Source organism: Promicromonospora sp. MS192, from assembly GCF_049532985.1.
In the GTDB taxonomy this organism is placed as follows: domain Bacteria; phylum Actinomycetota; class Actinomycetes; order Actinomycetales; family Cellulomonadaceae; genus Promicromonospora.
On sequence record NZ_CP186693.1, the window covers coordinates 784702 to 800050 of the forward strand.

13 protein-coding genes are annotated in these 15349 nt (G+C 73.5%); 7 read left to right on the top strand and 6 right to left on the bottom strand.

What is annotated here, in order from left to right:
* Positions 1-43: 43 nt before the first annotated feature.
* The gene (locus ACO229_RS03545) at positions 44-1057 is read left to right on the top strand and encodes a LacI family DNA-binding transcriptional regulator (RefSeq protein WP_423463780.1); all 1014 of its coding nucleotides are present in this window, start codon (positions 44-46) and stop codon (positions 1055-1057) included.
* Between the two features lie 244 nt (positions 1058-1301).
* Here the strand turns inward: ACO229_RS03545 and ACO229_RS03550 are convergent, their stop codons facing one another.
* Entirely contained in the window at positions 1302-2069 is a 768-nt protein-coding gene (locus ACO229_RS03550; protein ID WP_397412646.1) for a lysophospholipid acyltransferase family protein, read from the bottom strand.
* Between the two features lie 55 nt (positions 2070-2124).
* Between ACO229_RS03550 and ACO229_RS03555 the strand changes: the two genes are divergently transcribed.
* On the top strand, positions 2125-2847 hold the full coding sequence (locus ACO229_RS03555; protein ID WP_423463781.1) for a hypothetical protein: 723 nt from the start codon (positions 2125-2127) through the stop codon (positions 2845-2847).
* Positions 2848-2905: 58 nt separating this feature from the next.
* Here the strand turns inward: ACO229_RS03555 and ACO229_RS03560 are convergent, their stop codons facing one another.
* Complete coding sequence (locus ACO229_RS03560) at positions 2906-3850, bottom strand: ROK family glucokinase (protein ID WP_397412650.1); 945 nt, start codon at positions 3848-3850, stop codon at positions 2906-2908.
* A 165-nt stretch (positions 3851-4015) separates the two neighbouring features.
* On the opposite strand from ACO229_RS03560, the gene ACO229_RS03565 reads away from it, so the two are divergent.
* On the top strand, positions 4016-5848 hold the full coding sequence (locus ACO229_RS03565) for an AMP-dependent synthetase/ligase (protein WP_423463782.1): 1833 nt from the start codon (positions 4016-4018) through the stop codon (positions 5846-5848).
* A gap of 96 nt (positions 5849-5944) precedes the next feature.
* On the opposite strand, the gene ACO229_RS03570 is transcribed toward ACO229_RS03565, so the two are convergent.
* Positions 5945-6472 carry a GNAT family N-acetyltransferase gene (locus ACO229_RS03570; RefSeq protein ID WP_423463783.1) on the bottom strand — a complete coding sequence of 176 codons (528 nt, stop codon included), beginning with the start codon at positions 6470-6472 and terminating at the stop codon, positions 5945-5947.
* A gap of 205 nt (positions 6473-6677) precedes the next feature.
* Between ACO229_RS03570 and ACO229_RS03575 the strand changes: the two genes are divergently transcribed.
* Together ACO229_RS03575 and ACO229_RS03580 are read left to right on the top strand one after the other, a co-directional pair.
* A complete protein-coding gene (locus ACO229_RS03575) occupies positions 6678-7904 on the top strand; it encodes a pyrophosphate--fructose-6-phosphate 1-phosphotransferase (RefSeq protein WP_423463784.1) in 1227 nt (408 codons plus the stop codon).
* A 55-nt stretch (positions 7905-7959) separates the two neighbouring features.
* A complete protein-coding gene (locus ACO229_RS03580) occupies positions 7960-9321 on the top strand; it encodes a class II 3-deoxy-7-phosphoheptulonate synthase (RefSeq protein WP_423463785.1) in 1362 nt (453 codons plus the stop codon).
* 41 nt (positions 9322-9362) lie between these two features.
* Here the strand turns inward: ACO229_RS03580 and ACO229_RS03585 are convergent, their stop codons facing one another.
* Positions 9363-9728, bottom strand: a complete 366-nt coding sequence (locus ACO229_RS03585) for an Rv2175c family DNA-binding protein (RefSeq protein WP_397412659.1) — start codon at positions 9726-9728, stop codon at positions 9363-9365.
* A 116-nt stretch (positions 9729-9844) separates the two neighbouring features.
* On the opposite strand from ACO229_RS03585, the gene pknB reads away from it, so the two are divergent.
* Complete coding sequence (gene pknB / locus ACO229_RS03590) at positions 9845-11758, top strand: Stk1 family PASTA domain-containing Ser/Thr kinase (protein ID WP_423463786.1); 1914 nt, start codon at positions 9845-9847, stop codon at positions 11756-11758.
* An 82-nt stretch (positions 11759-11840) separates the two neighbouring features.
* Here the strand turns inward: pknB and ACO229_RS03595 are convergent, their stop codons facing one another.
* Entirely contained in the window at positions 11841-12989 is a 1149-nt protein-coding gene (locus tag ACO229_RS03595; protein WP_397432011.1) for a polyprenyl synthetase family protein, read from the bottom strand.
* Between the two features lie 19 nt (positions 12990-13008).
* The gene (locus ACO229_RS03600; protein WP_397432012.1) at positions 13009-13572 is read right to left on the bottom strand and encodes a hypothetical protein; all 564 of its coding nucleotides are present in this window, start codon (positions 13570-13572) and stop codon (positions 13009-13011) included.
* A gap of 131 nt (positions 13573-13703) precedes the next feature.
* Here ACO229_RS03600 and ACO229_RS03605 point away from each other — a divergent pair, with 131 nt between their 5' ends.
* A complete protein-coding gene (locus ACO229_RS03605; RefSeq protein ID WP_423463787.1) occupies positions 13704-15344 on the top strand; it encodes a DUF4192 domain-containing protein in 1641 nt (546 codons plus the stop codon).
* Positions 15345-15349 lie beyond the last annotated feature (5 nt).

The following is a 15349-nucleotide window of genomic DNA, read 5'->3' on the forward strand; positions in this document are numbered from 1 at the left end:
ATCCTGATTTCGGAAACGTGGCTCGCAGAATGTCGGAGGACCCATGGCAACGGAACAGCCCCGCACCCCGCTCGCCGTCGTGGCGGCCGAGGCGGGCGTCTCGGTCCCGACGGTCTCCAAGGTCCTCAACACCCGGCCCGACGTCGCCGGCTCGACCCGCGCGAAGGTGACCGCGGTGCTGGAACGGCACGGCTACGAGGTCCGCCCGCCGGCGGCCAAGCCCACCGGCATGATCGACGTGCGCATCGTCGACTTCGAGGGCACCTGGTCCGAGGCCGTGGTGCGAGGTGCCGTCGCGGGCGCCCGCCGGCTCGGGCTGGACGTCGTCCTGGCCGTCGAGCCGGATCCTGACGACTGCAGCTCGTGGGTGCGGCACGCGCTGGAGCGCGGCACGGACGGCCTGGTCAGCATCGTGGCCGTGCCCGACGCCGAGGCGCGGCGCGCGCTGGCCGACACCGGGACGCCGCTCGTCGTCGTCGACCCGCGGCAGCGGCCGCCCGAGGGCATGCTCAGCGTCGGCGCGACCAACTTCCAGGGCGGCCTGGAGGCGACGGGGCACCTGCTGGCCCTCGGCCACACGCGGATCGCCACCATCACGGGTGCGCTGGAGCAGGACAACGCGATCGCGCGGCTCGCGGGCTACCGCGCCGCCATGATCCGGGCAGGTCTCGTCGTGGACGACGACCTGGTGCACGTGGGCGCTTACGGCGTCACCTCGGGCTACGAGGGCGCGCAGCGGCTCCTCCGGCTGGACGACCCGCCCACCGCGATCTTCGCCAGCAGCGACGACACCGCGCTCGGGGCGCTGCGGGCCCTGCGCGAGGCGGGTCTGGCCGTGCCCCGCGACGTCTCGCTGGTCGGTTTCGACGACCTGCCCGTCGCGCCCTGGATCGACCCGCCGCTGACCACCGTGCGCCAGCCGCTCTCCGAGATGGGCGCCACCGCCGTCGACCTCGTGCACCGGGCCCGTACCGCCAGCGGGCACACGCTGCGCACCGAGCTCGCGACCAGCCTGGTGCAGCGGGCCTCCACGGCACCGCCGGCGGGGCGCGCGTGACACCGCTCGTCCCCAGCGGCCGTGCCGACGGGCGTCAGGGAGTGGGCCGGCGACCGGGCAGGTGAGGCGGGGCGATGTGCCCCGCGGGGAGGGGTTGCAGACAGTAGATCTTGTCTACTGTCTGCAACCTACCTGCGGGAGCACGTGTCGCTCCTGCAGGGACCGGTCGACGACGGCAGGGACCGGTCGACGACGGCAGGGACCGGCCGACGACGGCAGGGGACGGCCGGCGCCGTCAGCCGGCTCAGCGCCGCCCGGGCCGGCGCGGCTTCTCGACCTCCGGCAGGGGCAGCCCGCCGGGGCCCTCCTCGGAGCTGGGGGTCGGCGGCTCGCCTCGCGCCGCACGCTCCTTGGCGCTGGCCGCGTAGGCGTCGACGTACTCCTGGCCGGACAGGGCGAGGATCGCGTACTCGATCTCGTCGGCGACGGCACGCAGCACGAACTTGTCCGTCTCCATGCCCTTGTACCGGCTGAAGTCGAGGGGCTCGCCGATCACGGCGCCCAGCGGCATGAACGTCGGCAGCGTGCGGCCCACCGGCTGCGCCACGTCGGTGTCGACCATCGCCACGGGAATCACCGGTGCGCCCGACTCGAGCGCCATCCGGGCCACACCGGTCTTGGCCTTGTAGAGGCGGCCGTCGGGGCTGCGGGTGCCCTCGGGGTAGATGCCGAACAGCTTGCCCTCGCGCAGCACCCGCAGGCCGGTGCGCAGCGCCGCCTCGCTGGCGGCCCCGCCCGAGCGGTCCACGGGGATGACGCCGATCCCGGTCATGAACCAGGCGACGATCCTGCCCTTGAGGCCCTTGCCCGTGAAGTAGTCGGACTTGCCGAGGAAGGTCACCCGGCGCGGGATCAGGAGCGGCAGGATGAACGAGTCGATCACCGCCAGGTGGTTGCTGGCCATGATCGCGGCGCCGGTGCGCGGCACGTTCCGCGCCCCGATGACCCACGGCTGGTAGGCGAGGCGCAGCAGCGGGCCCACCAACAGGTTCCGCATCACCCAGTAGAACAAGATTCCTCCTCACGACCCGACCCCGCGGGCCCCCTGACGACAATAGAGTGTGCGCATGGCCGCATCGAACACCGACGACCGCGACGACGACGTGCCCGGCGACACCCCCCGGGAGCTGGGCGACGACGACGTGGCCTCGCGCTGGGCAGACATCGTCGCCACGCTCGGCGACATCGACGTGTCCCGGTCCGACGGCGAGGCCGCCGGACCGGGGAAGACCGCCGAATCTTCTCAGACTTCGCGGCCGGGTGACGAGGGGGAGTCCGTCGGCGACGCTCGGGCCGACATCGGGGGAGACCCTGGGCGGCCGAGCGGCGGCCGGCCCGGCAGCGGGCGGCCGGGCGGTGCGGGCGACGTTGCCGGCTGGACCGACGGCGGCTGGGCGGCCGGCGACTGGACCGGTGGCGGGCGCTCGGGCGACCAGGGTCCGGCTGCACCGGGCGGTACGGGCGCGAACCCGCCCAGCGGTCCGCGCGACTGGCCGCTGTCGCCCGAGGCGGAGGCGCTCGAGGAGGAGGAGTCGCACTTCACGCCGCCGGAGCCGCCGCCGCTGCTGTCCCGGGACCCGCTGCTCACCATGGCGTGGAGCTTCGTCGTGGGTGTCCCGGTGCTGGCCGTGATCGGCATGATCCTGTCCGCGGCGGTGCCCGCGCTGGACATCCCGCCGCTGGTCGGGCAGATCGGCCTCAGCCTGTTCGTGGCCGGCCTGGGTGTGCTCGTCTGGCGTATGCCGCACCAGCGCGACCCGGACGACGACGGCCCGGGCGCAGTGGTCTGAGACGCGGACGCTCAGGTCACCCGGGGTGACCTGAGCGTCGGCGCGTGCCGGGTGGGGCTCAGCGGCGGGCCAGGTCCGCCGCGCCCACGATGCCCGCCTCGTTGCCGTGCTCGGCGAGCTCGATCTGCGCCACCGGGCGGTGACCCATCGCGGAGAGCTGCGCCTCGAAGCCCCGGCGCACCGGGCCGAGCAGCAGGTCGCCCGCAGCGCCGACGCCGCCGCCGATCACGATGAGCTCCGGGTCGAGCAGGGCCGCGACGGAGGCCGAGCCCTCGCCGATCCAGCGGCCGAGCGTGGCGAGCAGCTCGACGGCGAGCGGGTCGCCCTCCTGGGCCGCCTCGGTCACCATCTTGCCGCGGATCTTCGCCGGGTCGCCGCCGGACAGCTCGAGCAGGCGGGCCGCTTGGTCCACGCGCGCGACGGCGGCGTGCTGGGCGTCGCGCTCCAGCGCGCTGCCCGAGGCGTACTGCTCCCAGCAGCCCTCGTGCCCGCAGCCGCAGTAGTGCCCCTCGGGCACCACCCGCATGTGGCCCACCTCGGCGGCCATGCCCCACTTGCCGCGCACCAGCTCCCGCTCGGAGATGACGGCGCCGCCCAGGCCGGTGCCCACGGTCAGCATCAGCATGTCGGTGGCGTCCCGGCCGGCCCCGAACCGGAACTCGGCCCAGCCGGCGGCGTTCGCGTCGTTCTCGACCACGATCGGCACGTCGGCGTCCACGAGCGCACCGACCTTCGCGGCCAGCGGGTACTCGCGCCAGGCGATGTTCGGGGCGAAGTTCACCGACGTCCGGTCCGGGCTGACGAAGCCCGCCGCGGCGAGCCCGATCGCGCCCACCTCGTGCTCCTTGACGAGCTCGTTGCAGGCGTCGGCGATCGCCTCGTCGATGTTCGCGACGTCGTCGGCGTCGGTCTCCCGCCGTACCTGGGCGAGGATGTTGCCGTCCTCGTCGACGACTCCCACAGCGATCTTCGTGCCGCCGATGTCGACCCCGATGGCGTGCATGCGTCCTCACGTTCTCTCGTTGCACGACGGCCGCACGGACCGTCGGGAAGGGGGTTGCACCGCAAAGGTGCGCACACCCAGGGTAGCGACCGTCGCAGGTGCACCACGCAGCGTCCGTTTCCCGGTATCTTTGCAGGCACGGTCAGTACTGCCACTGGAGTCAGAATGGACGAGATCTTCAGCCCGATCCTCATCGAGCTGCCCCCCACCTCCAACCTCAACGACGTGCTCGCGGAGCGGGTCGGCAAGGGCGCCGACAAGCCGATGATGGAGGTCCCCGCAGGCAAGGGTGAGCCCTGGCGGGTCGTCACGGCCGGCGAGTTCGACGCACAGGTGGTCGCGGTGGCCAAGGGCCTGGTGGCCCGCGGCATCGAGCCCGGCGACCGGGTCGGCATCATGTCCCGCACGCGGTACGAGTGGGCCGTGCTGGACTTCGCGGTCTGGGCCGTCGGCGCCGTCCCCGTCCCCGTGTACGAGACGTCCTCGGCCGAGCAGGTCGAGTGGATCGCATCCGACGCCGAGGTGAAGCTGCTCTTCGCCGAGAACGCCGCCAACGCCGCCACGGTCGGCGAGGTGCGCCCCGCCGTCCCGCTGCTGACCGACGTGCTCGTCATCGACGACGGCGCGCTGGACGCGGTGGCCGCCGACGGGGCGGGCGTGCCCGACGAGGAGATCGCCCGGCGCCGCGGTCTCGCGGACCTCGACAGCATCGCGACGATCATCTACACCTCGGGTACCACGGGCCGCCCCAAGGGCGCCGAGCTGACGCACCGCAACTTCGCGTCGCTCGCCGTGAACGCCGTCGAGGCCGTGCCGGAGGTGTTCGCCAAGGACGGCGGACGCACCCTCCTGTTCATCCCGATGGCGCACGTGTTCGCGCGCTACATCCACGTGCTCGCGGTGGCGGGTGGCGTGGTCACGGGGCACTGGGGCGACACCACCACGCTGGTGGACGCCCTGGGCGAGTTCAAGCCGACCTTCATCCTCGCCGTGCCGCGCGTGTTCGAGAAGGTCTACAACACGGCCGAGCAGACGGCGGCGGCCGGCGGGAAGGCCAAGATCTTCCACTGGGCGGCCGCGACGGGCATCGCCTGGTCGCGTGCCCTGGACACGCCGTCAGGCCCTGGGCTGGGGCTGCGCCTGCAGCACGCGATCGCCAGCGCGCTGGTGTTCTCCAAGCTGCGCGCCCGGCTCGGCGGCCGCGCCGAGTTCGCCGTGTCGGGCGGCGGCCCCCTGGGCGAGCGCCTGGGCCACTTCTACCGCGGCCTCGGCCTCAAGGTGCTGGAGGGCTACGGCCTCACGGAGTCCACCGCCCCGACCTGCGTGAACCGCCCCACGGCGACGAAGATCGGCTCGGTCGGCCTGCAGCTGCCCGGCTGCGGCGTCCGGATCGCCGAGGACTCCGAGATCCTGCTCAAGGGCCACCACATCTTCACCGCGTACCACAAGAACGAGGCCGCCACGGCGGAGGCGTTCACCGAGGACGGCTGGTTCCGCACCGGCGACCTGGGCGTGCTCGACGACGACGGCTTCCTGACCATCACGGGCCGCAAGAAGGAGATCATCGTCACCGCGGGCGGCAAGAACGTGGCGCCGTCCAACCTCGAGGACCGGATCCGCGCGCACGCGCTGGTCAGCCAGTGCGTCGTGGTGGGCGACAACAAGCCGTTCATCGGGGCGCTCATCACGCTCGACGCCGAGGGCCTGCCCGGCTGGCTCAAGATGCACGGCAAGCCCGCCCTGTCGGTGGACGAGGCTCGCACGGACCCCGACGTGCTCGCCGCGCTCGACCAGGCCGTGCAGCGCGCCAACAAGGCCGTCTCCAAGGCCGAGTCGATCCGCAAGTACACGGTGCTGTCCGGCGACCTGACCATCGAGAACGGCTACCTCACGCCCAAGCAGAGCGTGAAGCGCGCGGTGTTCCTCAAGGACTTCGACGCCGACGTCGAGCGCCTGTACGCGGACAAGAACAAGGAGAGCCTGCACCTGATCGGCTGAGACATCCGGCGCCTGCTGTGTGGCGGGAGGCCGAGTTCGGTCGGTTGTCGCGAGATCGGTCCGTGGAGTGACCGATCTCGCGGCAACCGACCGAACTCATGCCGGGGTGGGCGTGGCCGTCGTGAAGCAGATCCACGTGTCCGGGGGGAGGTCCGGGCGGCCCGGGACCGCGCGGTGCTCCTCGGTCCACGCCTGCCCGACGGCGTCCGTGGCCACCCCGCGCCAGAACCGCACCGCCGGGACGTTGGCGTCCTGGAAGGCGATCTCCCAGCGGCCCGGGAAGCTCGCCAGCGCGTGCGCCGCGAGACGCCGTCCGACGCCGTCGCGGCGGGCCCCGCGCACCACGAAGAACGAGCTGAGCACGCGGGCCGGACCATCCAGCCCGCGCACCAGGGCGAAGCCGACGGGTGCCGGCGCGCCGCCGTCGGCCTCCAGGTGCGCGACGAGGCCGCGCCAGCCCGGGTCGGTGAACGCGGCGTCCAGGCGCTCGCGGCGGAACTGGCCGCTCGGGTCGGGCAGGGCCCCGGAGATCTCGGACATGTCGTGCCGGAACAGGAGCCAGAGCCGCTCCAGCAGCGGCTGGTCGGCAGGGGTCGTGGGCCGGATCATCAGTCGTGTCGTCATAACAGAAAGCCTCCCGGGCCCTTGAGGCAGCCGGGAGGCTCGCAGGCAGTATCGCACGCCTGCGCCGCCGCGGGACGCGGGTGCTCATTCACCGGACGTGCCGAGCGCCGTCCCCGCCCGTCAGTAGGATGACGACGAAGGGTGCCGCGCGGGCGAACGCCGGCCGCGGCACCGCGAAACTCCCCTGATGAGAGGTGCTCCTCCGATGGCTGTTCGTCGTGTGGCCCTGCTGACCGCCGGCGGCTTCGCGCCCTGCCTGTCGTCGTCGGTCGGCGGCCTGATCGAGCGTTACACCGAGCTCGACCCCGAGATCGAGATCATTGCCTACCTGCACGGCTACCACGGCCTGCTGACCGGCAACAAGCTCGAGATCGACGAGGAGGCCCGCAAGCAGGCGCACGTCCTGCACCGCTTCGGCGGCTCGCCGATCGGCAACTCGCGCGTCAAGCTCACCAACGTCAAGGACGCGGTCAAGCGCGGCCTGGTCAAGGAAGGTCAGGACCCGCTGCACGTGGCCGCGGAGCAGCTCAAGGCCGACGGCGTGGACGTGCTGCACACCATCGGTGGCGACGACACCAACACCACCGCCGCCGACCTGGCCGCGTACCTGCACGAGAACGGCTACGAGCTGACCGTCGTGGGCCTGCCCAAGACGATCGACAACGACGTGGTGCCGATCAAGCAGTCGCTCGGCGCGTGGACCGCCGCCGAGGAGGGCGCGAAGTTCGCCGCCAACATCATCGGCGAGAACCGCGTGGGCCCCCGCATGCTCATCGTGCACGAGGTCATGGGCCGCCACTGCGGCTGGCTCACGGCGGCCACGGCGAAGGCCTACCGCGAGTGGCTGGACGAGCAGGAGTGGGCGCCGGCCCTGGGCCTGTCGCGCGAGCGCTGGGACGTGCACGCCGTGTTCCTGCCCGAGCTCGAGATCGACATCGAGGGCGAGGCCAAGCGTCTGCGCGAGGTCATGGACACCCAGGGCAACGTCAACATCTTCCTGTCGGAGGGTGCGGGCATGCACGAGATCGTGGCGCAGCTCGAGGCGGCCGGCGAGACCGTGGAGCGGGACCCGTTCGGGCACGTCAAGCTCGACACGATCAACCCGGGCCAGTGGTTCGCGAAGCAGTTCGCGGAGAAGCTCGGTGCCGAGAAGACGATGGTGCAGAAGTCGGGCTACTTCTCCCGTGCCGCCGCCGCGAACAGCGACGACCTGCGCCTGATCAAGTCGATGACGGACTACGCGGTCGAGTGCGCGCTGCGCGGCGAGTCCGGCGTCATCGGCCACGACGAGGAGGACGGCGACCGCCTCAAGGCGATCGCGTTCCCGCGGATCGCCGGCGGCAAGGCGTTCGACGTCTCGCAGGAGTGGTTCGGCCAGATCCTGTCGGACATCGGCCAGCCGCTCGTGCCGGCCGCCCCGGCGGAGCACTGAGCACCGTGCGGGCACCACTGGCACCACGGGCTCTGGCACGGCGGGCGGCGCGTCGATGAGCACCGTCACCGATCCGGCCGGGCGGGCCACGGGCCCCACGGGTCTGGACCACTTCCGCACGCTGGAGGCACGCCAGCAGCCCACGTGGCCGGACGCCGCCGCACTCGCGGCGGCGACCGGCCGCCTGGCCCAGGCCGCGCCCATCGTGGTGCCCGCACGGGCCGACACCCTGACCGAGCGGCTCGCCGCCGCCGGCCGGGGTGAGGCGTTCCTGCTGCAGGGCGGGGACTGCGCGGAGACGTTCGCCGAGGCGAACGCCGACCGCATCCGCAACAAGATCCGCACCATCCTCCAGATGGCCGTGGTGCTCACCCACGGTGCGAGCACGCCCGTGGTCAAGATGGGCCGCATGGCGGGCCAGTACGCCAAGCCGCGCTCCAGCGACACCGAGACGCGCGACGGCGTGACGCTGCCCGCCTACCGGGGCGACATGATCAACGGGTTCCCGTTCACCGCGGCCGACCGCACGCCCGACCCGGAGCGGCTGGAGCAGGCCTACCGGATCTCGTCCGCGACGGCGAACGTGGTGCGCGCCTTCACCCAGGGCGGTTTCGCCGACCTGCGCCAGGTGCACGAGTGGAACCGCGGCTTCATGCGCAACCCCGCCTACGCGCGGTACGAGAAGACGGCGGACGAGATCGACCGCGCCATCCGGTTCATGCACGCGTGCGGCGCCGACTTCGACGCGCTGCGCTCGGTGGAGTTCTACCTGAGCCACGAGGCCCTCGTGCTCGACTACGAGCGGGCGCTGACCCGCACGGACCAGAGCACGGGCAAGGCCTACGACACGAGCGCGCACTTCCTGTGGATCGGCGAGCGCACCCGCCAGCTCGACGGCGCCCACGTCGACTTCATGGCCCGCATCGCCAACCCGATCGGCGTCAAGCTCGGCCCCACGACGACGCCGCACGACGCGCTGGCCCTGACCGAACGCCTCAACCCGGAGAACCTGCCGGGCCGGCTGACCTTCATCACGCGCATGGGCGCCGGCCGGGTCCGGGACGTGCTGCCGTCGATCGTCGAGGCGGTGACCTGGTCCGGCGCGAACGTCACGTGGGTGACGGACCCGATGCACGGCAACACGATCACGTCCGACAGCGGGTACAAGACCCGCCGGCTCACGGACGTGCTGGACGAGGTGGCCGGGTTCTTCGAGGTGCACCGGGCGCTCGGCACCGTGCCGGGCGGCCTGCACATGGAGCTCACCGGCGACGACGTCACCGAGGTGCTCGGCGGCAGCGAGGAGATCTCGGACGCGGGCCTCGCGCTGCGCTACGAGACCCTGGTGGACCCGCGCCTGAACCACCAGCAGTCGCTGGAGCTGGCGTTCCAGGTGGCCGAGATGCTGCGGGCCTGACGGTCCTCCAGATCGTCAGGCCGGTCCGTCAGGCCGGTCCGTCAGAGCAGCGTCTGCGCCACCCGGCGCACCGCCGCGCGCTTGCCGTTGATCAGGGCGTCCACCGGCTGCTCCCCGAGCTCCTCGTTCGGCGTGAACAGCCACTCGATGATCTCCTCGTCGGAGAAGCCGGCGTCCGACAGGAGGATGACCGTGCCCCGCAGGGTCGGGATGGGGCCGGGGCGCCCGTCGACCTCGGGCAGCACGAACCGGGCGGGCACCTGGAAGGTCTTGTTGTCGCCCCGCTTGATGCCCACGACGTACCGGTCACGGACGAGGCCGCGGCACTTGCCGACCTCGACGTCGAGGGTCTCGGCGAGGTCGGGGAGGGTCAGCCATTCGCCCACGAGGGCGTCGAGATCTGTCACAGGAGAAGCCTAGGCGACGGGGCGCGCCCCTGTGATCCGCAACGATCCGGCAACGTCCCCTGTCCGGTGTGCGCGTTTCATCCGGCGTGTGGGCGGTCCCCCGTACACTCCCACCCGTGGCTCAGGTGACGGCAGACTCGCTCATCGGCCGCCTGGTCGACGGGCGGTACCGGATTGTGGCGCGCGTGGCACGTGGCGGGATGGCCACGGTCTACCGCGCGCACGACACGCGCCTGAACCGGGAGATCGCCCTCAAGGTGATGCACCCGCACCTGGCGGAGGGCGACCAGGCGGCGAGCTTCCTGCAGCGCTTCGAGCGCGAGGCGCGCTCGGCCGCCGGGCTGCAGCACCACGGTGTCGTCGCGGTCTACGACCAGGGCACCGACGGCGACATGCGCTACCTCACCATGGAGTACGTGCCGGGCACCAACCTGCGGCACCTGATCCGCGAGGGTGAGCTCACGCTGCGCCGCACGTTCGCGATCCTCGACGTGGTCCTGTCCGCGCTCGCGGCCGCGCACGCCAAGGGCATCGTGCACCGCGACATCAAGCCGGAGAACGTGCTGCTGGAGGAGGGTACGGGGCGGGCCAAGGTGGCCGACTTCGGGCTGGCGCGCGCGATCTCGGAGGTGTCCAACACGACCACGGGCACCGTGCTGGGCACGGTGGCGTACCTGGCGCCGGAGACGATCTCGACCGGTCACGTCGACGCGCGCGCCGACGTCTACGCGGTCGGCATCCTCGCGTTCGAGATGTTCACGGGCCGGCTGCCGCACGAGGGGGAGGGGCCCATCCAGGTCGCGTTCGCGCACGTGAACAGCGACGTGCCGCCCGTGAGCGCGTTCGCCGGCCACCTGGGCCGCCCGCTGGACCATCTCGTCCGCGCGCTCACGGCGCGGGACCCGGCCCAGCGCCCGCCCGACGCCGTCGTGGCGCTCGACGTGCTGCGCAGCACGTTCCGGCAGATCCCGAACGAGGTGCTGGACATCCCCGCGAAGGCGGCGCCCCCGCCGTCGTCCGCCGCGGTGAAGGCGGCGCGGACCGCCGTGGTCGAGCGGCCGCAGGTGGGCCGGTGGGCGGCCCAGCAGGTACAGCCCGTGCAGGCGGGTGCGCCCGTGCCGCCGGTCCCGCAGCCGCCCCGCCGCCGGCGGCGCAGTCGTGCCGTCCTGCTGGCGGTCGCGCTGGTAGCGGTCCTGTTCAGCGCCTGGTGGTACGTCGAGCGTGGTCCGGGGGCCTACGCGGTGGTGCCCGACGGCGTCGTCGGGGCGACCGAGGAACGCGCGCAGGAGGCGCTGACCGAGGCCGGTCTCACGCCGTCGAGCACGCAGGAGTACGACTCTGACGTGCCCGAGGGGCAGGTCATCTCGGTACGGCCGGACGAGGGCAGCCGCACCCAGCGGGACGAACCGGTCCGGCTCGTGGTCTCGCTCGGCCAGGAGCTGGCCGAGGTCCCGTCCGGCCTGGTCGGCATGCCGCAGGCCGACGCCGTCGCCGCGCTGGAGGGTGCCGGCCTCGCGGACGTCGAGGTGTCCCGCGAGTACACGAACGACGGCGCCGAGGGCGAGGTCATCTGGGCGTCGGTGCGCGACGGCGACATGATCCCGGTCGACGAGCACGTGCGGCTCACGGTGTCGGACGGGCCACCGCCGGTCACGGTGCCGGACGTCGCGGGGACGGCGGCGCCGGAGGCCCGTGACACGCTGCGGGCCGAGGGCTTCACGGTGAAGCGGGAGACCGTCTTCGACGAGCAGGCCCCGCCCGGTACCGTGCTCCGGACCGAGCCCGCCGGCGGCAAGGGCGCCGACCAGGGCAGCAGCGTCACGATGGTCGTCAGCGGCGGCCTCCGGGGCACCGTGCCCGACGTCGTTGGCCTCTCCGTCGACGAGGCCACCACGACGCTCGAGGACGCCGGGTACACGGTGACGGTGCGTGGCTTCGGCGAGCTGTTCGGCGAGGGGGTCGTGGAGACCGACCCGTCCGCGGGCGAACGGCTCAAGCAGGGCGCCGAGGTGACGATCTGGACGTTCTGAGCTGGACGTTCTGAGCCGGGGGTGCTGACGCTGGTGCCTGCCGGCGCGTGGTCGCTCCGCCGCGGTGCGGCCGGCTGTTCCCTCAGGCGGTCCGGTCGACGGCGGCGTGCGCCAGGTCGCTCAGCACGCCCCGTCCGGGCTCGCTCAGGTCGGCCAGGCCGAGCAGCGCGTGGGCGCGGACGGCCAGGTCGTCGATCAGGTGCTCCACGGCGTCGAGCGCGCCCGAGCCGACGATGACCCCGCGCACGCGCTCGACGTCCTCGTCCGTCAGCCCCGGATCGCCGAGCGCGGCGGTCAGGACCGCGGCCTCCTCCCCGTGCGGGTCGGGCAGCAGCGCCAGCGTGCGGGCCACGACCACCGTGCGCTTGCCCTCGCGCAGGTCGTCCCCGGCGGGCTTGCCGGTCACCGCGGGGTCGCCGAACACGCCCAGCACGTCGTCCCGGAGCTGGAACGCCTCGCCCAGCGGCAGGCCGGCCGCCTCGATCCCGGACGCGGCGTCCGCACCGCTCCCGGCCAGCAGCGCGCCCATCGCCAGCGGCGCGGCCACCGAGTAGCTGGCGGTCTTGGCCCGCAGCACCCGGCGGGCGCGCTCCTCGTCGGAGGCGGGGTCGTCGCCCCAGGGCTCGGCCTGGACCAGCACGTCGAGGTACTGGCCCACGACCACCTCGCTCTGCATGGCGTCGAACCGGGCCCGCACGGGTCCCGCCACCTCGGGCGGCAGCGGCGCGAGCGCAGCGGTCAGCTCGCGCTGCGCGGCCAGCAGCACCAGGTCGCCGAGCAGGATCGCCGCGGCGTCGCCGAAGCCCTCCGGCTCACCCGCCCAGCCGGCTGCGGCGTGCCGGGCGGCGAACGCCCGGTGCGCGGTGGGCCGTCCGCGCCGGGTGTCGGAGTTGTCCATGACGTCGTCGTGCAGCAGGGCCGCCGCCTGGAACAGCTCGAGCGCGGCACCCACGCGGACGGCCGCGGCACGCGCGGGGTCCGCCGGGTCCGCGGAACCGCCGTGCGCGCGGAACGACCAGTAGCAGAACGCCGCTCGCAGCCGCTTGCCGCCCAGGAGCAGCCCGGCCGCCTCGTCCACCATCGCCTGGGCGCTCGGGCTGATCGCGCTGACCTCCGCACCCAGCAGGTCGAGGTGGGCGGACACCGCGGCGTCGACGTCGGCGCGGAGGTTCTCGGCGTCGAGGAGAGCGGCAGGGGTCAGGGCACCGGCACGGGTGGGTGAGGCGGACACCCGCCCAGCCTATGGGGTCCTACGGGGTGCGGACGGTGCCGCTGATCGAGGCGAGGCGCCGGTCGCCGTCGTCGAGCACCCCCACGACGAGCGACTCCTGGACCTCGCCCGACTTCGCACGCGTGATCCGCAGGAACGCGGTCTGGGCGGTCAGCCCGCTCGACTCGGGCGCCGAGATCTGCCTGAAGCCCTGGTCCAGCAGGATCTTCCGGGCCTGCTCCACGACCTTCTTCGCGGGGAGCTGCGACGACAGGTTCAGCGTCACCTGCGTCATCGGCGGGCCCGCGGCCCGGGCACCTGTCGTCACGGGCCGCGCCGACGACGCCAGCAGCGTGGCACCCTCCGGGATCGGGAAGAGATCGGCAGGGAACCCGTCGGCGTACGTCGCCACGGCCGACGACGGGTCGAAGGTCGGCAGCTCGGTGGGCCCGCCAGACGCCACGGCACCGGCCTCCGGCGCGCGTTCGCCGGCCGAGGCGGACGCCGGCTGCTCGGTCCCGGAACCGCACCCGGCGGTCGCCAGCGCCAGTCCGACGGCGGCGGCGAGCGCAGCCGTGCGGCGGACGGTGACGAGGTGAGGCACGTCGCACACGGTAGCCGGAGAGACCCTCGTTCGGACAGCGTGCCGCACGGACCTCCTCCACAGGCAGCACGTTGTCCACACGGGCGCCCCTGACGGTGCCGGGGCGTCGCCGGGCGGCTGTGATCGTGGGCATGAACTCCGATGCGCGCCGTGACGCGAACCTCGACCTGACCCTCGACGCGAGTCCTGACGTGGATCTCGACGTGAACGCCGACCTGAACGCCGATCTGAACGCCGACCTGAACCGCGGCCCGGACGCAGTACGCGTTCCCGGCCCGGCTCCCGAACCGCTTCCCGCCACGGTTCCTGATCCGCTCCCAGCTTCGGATACGGGCCGGAGCACCGGCCGAGACCGGCCGGCCCCGGCGGTGCCGCCCGCGCCGCCGGCCCCGCCCGCCGCCACCGTCGTCCGCGTGGCCGGGCCGGAGGACCTCCTGGCCTACATCCCCTACCGGCTCGGCTTCCGGCCTGCGGAGTCCGTCGTCGCGGTGAGCCTGACGGGACCGCGTCAGCGGGTCGGGCTCGTGGCCCGGGTCGACATCGACGACCTCCGCCTCCGGGAGCCCGGCGACCCGGGCGGGCCCGACGGCGCCGCCACCGCACGCTGGCTCACCGACCACGTGGTGGCCGACGGCGCCGACCGCGCCGTCGTCGTGCTCTACACCGAGACCGACGTGGTCAGGCCGGTGGCGGCAGCGCGGCGCGCCGTCGAGGTGCTCCGAGCCCGGCTCGAACGGCGGCTGCCCGGCGTGGAGGTGTGGCTTGTGACGCCCACGGGATTCCGGGCGCTCGACTGCACCGACCCGCTCTGCTGCCCGCCGCAGGGCAGGCCCCTCACCGTGCTCCAGGGCAGCCGGGTCGCGGCCCACATGGTCCTGGAGGGGCGCACGGTGGCCGGCACCCGCGAGGAGCGGTACGCCCTGCGACCTGCGTCGGAGACGGCCCGCACCCAGGCGCGGCGCGCGGCCGCCCGCTGGAGCGAGACCCTCCGGCGGCTCCTCGCCGGATCGCGGTACCCGGCGGTGACCGACCAGACCGCACTGGCCGAGTGGGGCGCGGAGAGCCTCCGCCTGTGGCGGTCCGCGGTCCGCCAGACGGCCGCCGCCCGCCCGGGACAGGACGACCCGCTGTCCCCCGTGACCCTCGGCAAGATCGGGGCCGCCCTGGCCGACACGCCGGTCCGCGACGCGGTGCTGCTCAGCCTGGCGCCCGGCACCGAGGAGGTCGCCCGCCGCACGGCCCGCCGCGAGGCCGACGGGGACACGGACGCGGCCATCAGCGGGGTGATGGCGCGGATCATCGATCCTGTGCAGGGCGTCCCGCCCGAGACCGGCGTCACCGCTCCCGCACGCCAGGTCCTGGAGGCGGTGGTCACGCACGTGCCCCGGCGCCGCCGGGCACCCGCCTACCTGTTGCTCGCGCTGATCGCGTGGTGGCACGGCGACGGGGGGCTCGCCGTCGAGCGCGTGACCGAGGCGCTCGATGTCGACCCGGAGTACCGCCTCGCCCTGCTGCTGCGCAGCGCGATCGCCGGGGGAGTCCCGCCCGGGTGGGTGCGACGGGACCGGGACTCCTCGCAGCACGAACCCGTTGCCGCCGCCCGGGGCGACTCCCGGTTGCGCGCCTGGCCCGATCGTCCGGCCGATCGTCCGACCGATCGTCCGGCCGATCGTCCGGCCGATCGTCCGGCCAATCGTCCGGCCAACCGTCGAGCCGGTGACGGAGCCGGTGACGGCGACGGGACCGAACCGGACCAGGTGGCGGTCGTGTGAGGCAC

What these genes read in the sequence shown, in the direction of transcription:
- ACO229_RS03580 (WP_423463785.1), top strand. Translation starts at nt 7,960, where the DNA reads ATGAGCACCGTCACCGATCCGGCCGGGCGGGCCACGGGCCCCACGGGT.
- ACO229_RS03605 (WP_423463787.1), top strand. Translation starts at nt 13,704, where the DNA reads ATGAACTCCGATGCGCGCCGTGACGCGAACCTCGACCTGACCCTCGAC.
- ACO229_RS03545 (WP_423463780.1), top strand. Translation starts at nt 44, where the DNA reads ATGGCAACGGAACAGCCCCGCACCCCGCTCGCCGTCGTGGCGGCCGAG.
- ACO229_RS03560 (WP_397412650.1), bottom strand. Translation starts at nt 3,850, where the DNA reads ATGCACGCCATCGGGGTCGACATCGGCGGCACGAAGATCGCTGTGGGA.
- ACO229_RS03570 (WP_423463783.1), bottom strand. Translation starts at nt 6,472, where the DNA reads ATGACGACACGACTGATGATCCGGCCCACGACCCCTGCCGACCAGCCG.
- ACO229_RS03575 (WP_423463784.1), top strand. Translation starts at nt 6,678, where the DNA reads ATGGCTGTTCGTCGTGTGGCCCTGCTGACCGCCGGCGGCTTCGCGCCC.
- ACO229_RS03555 (WP_423463781.1), top strand. Translation starts at nt 2,125, where the DNA reads ATGGCCGCATCGAACACCGACGACCGCGACGACGACGTGCCCGGCGAC.
- ACO229_RS03565 (WP_423463782.1), top strand. Translation starts at nt 4,016, where the DNA reads ATGGACGAGATCTTCAGCCCGATCCTCATCGAGCTGCCCCCCACCTCC.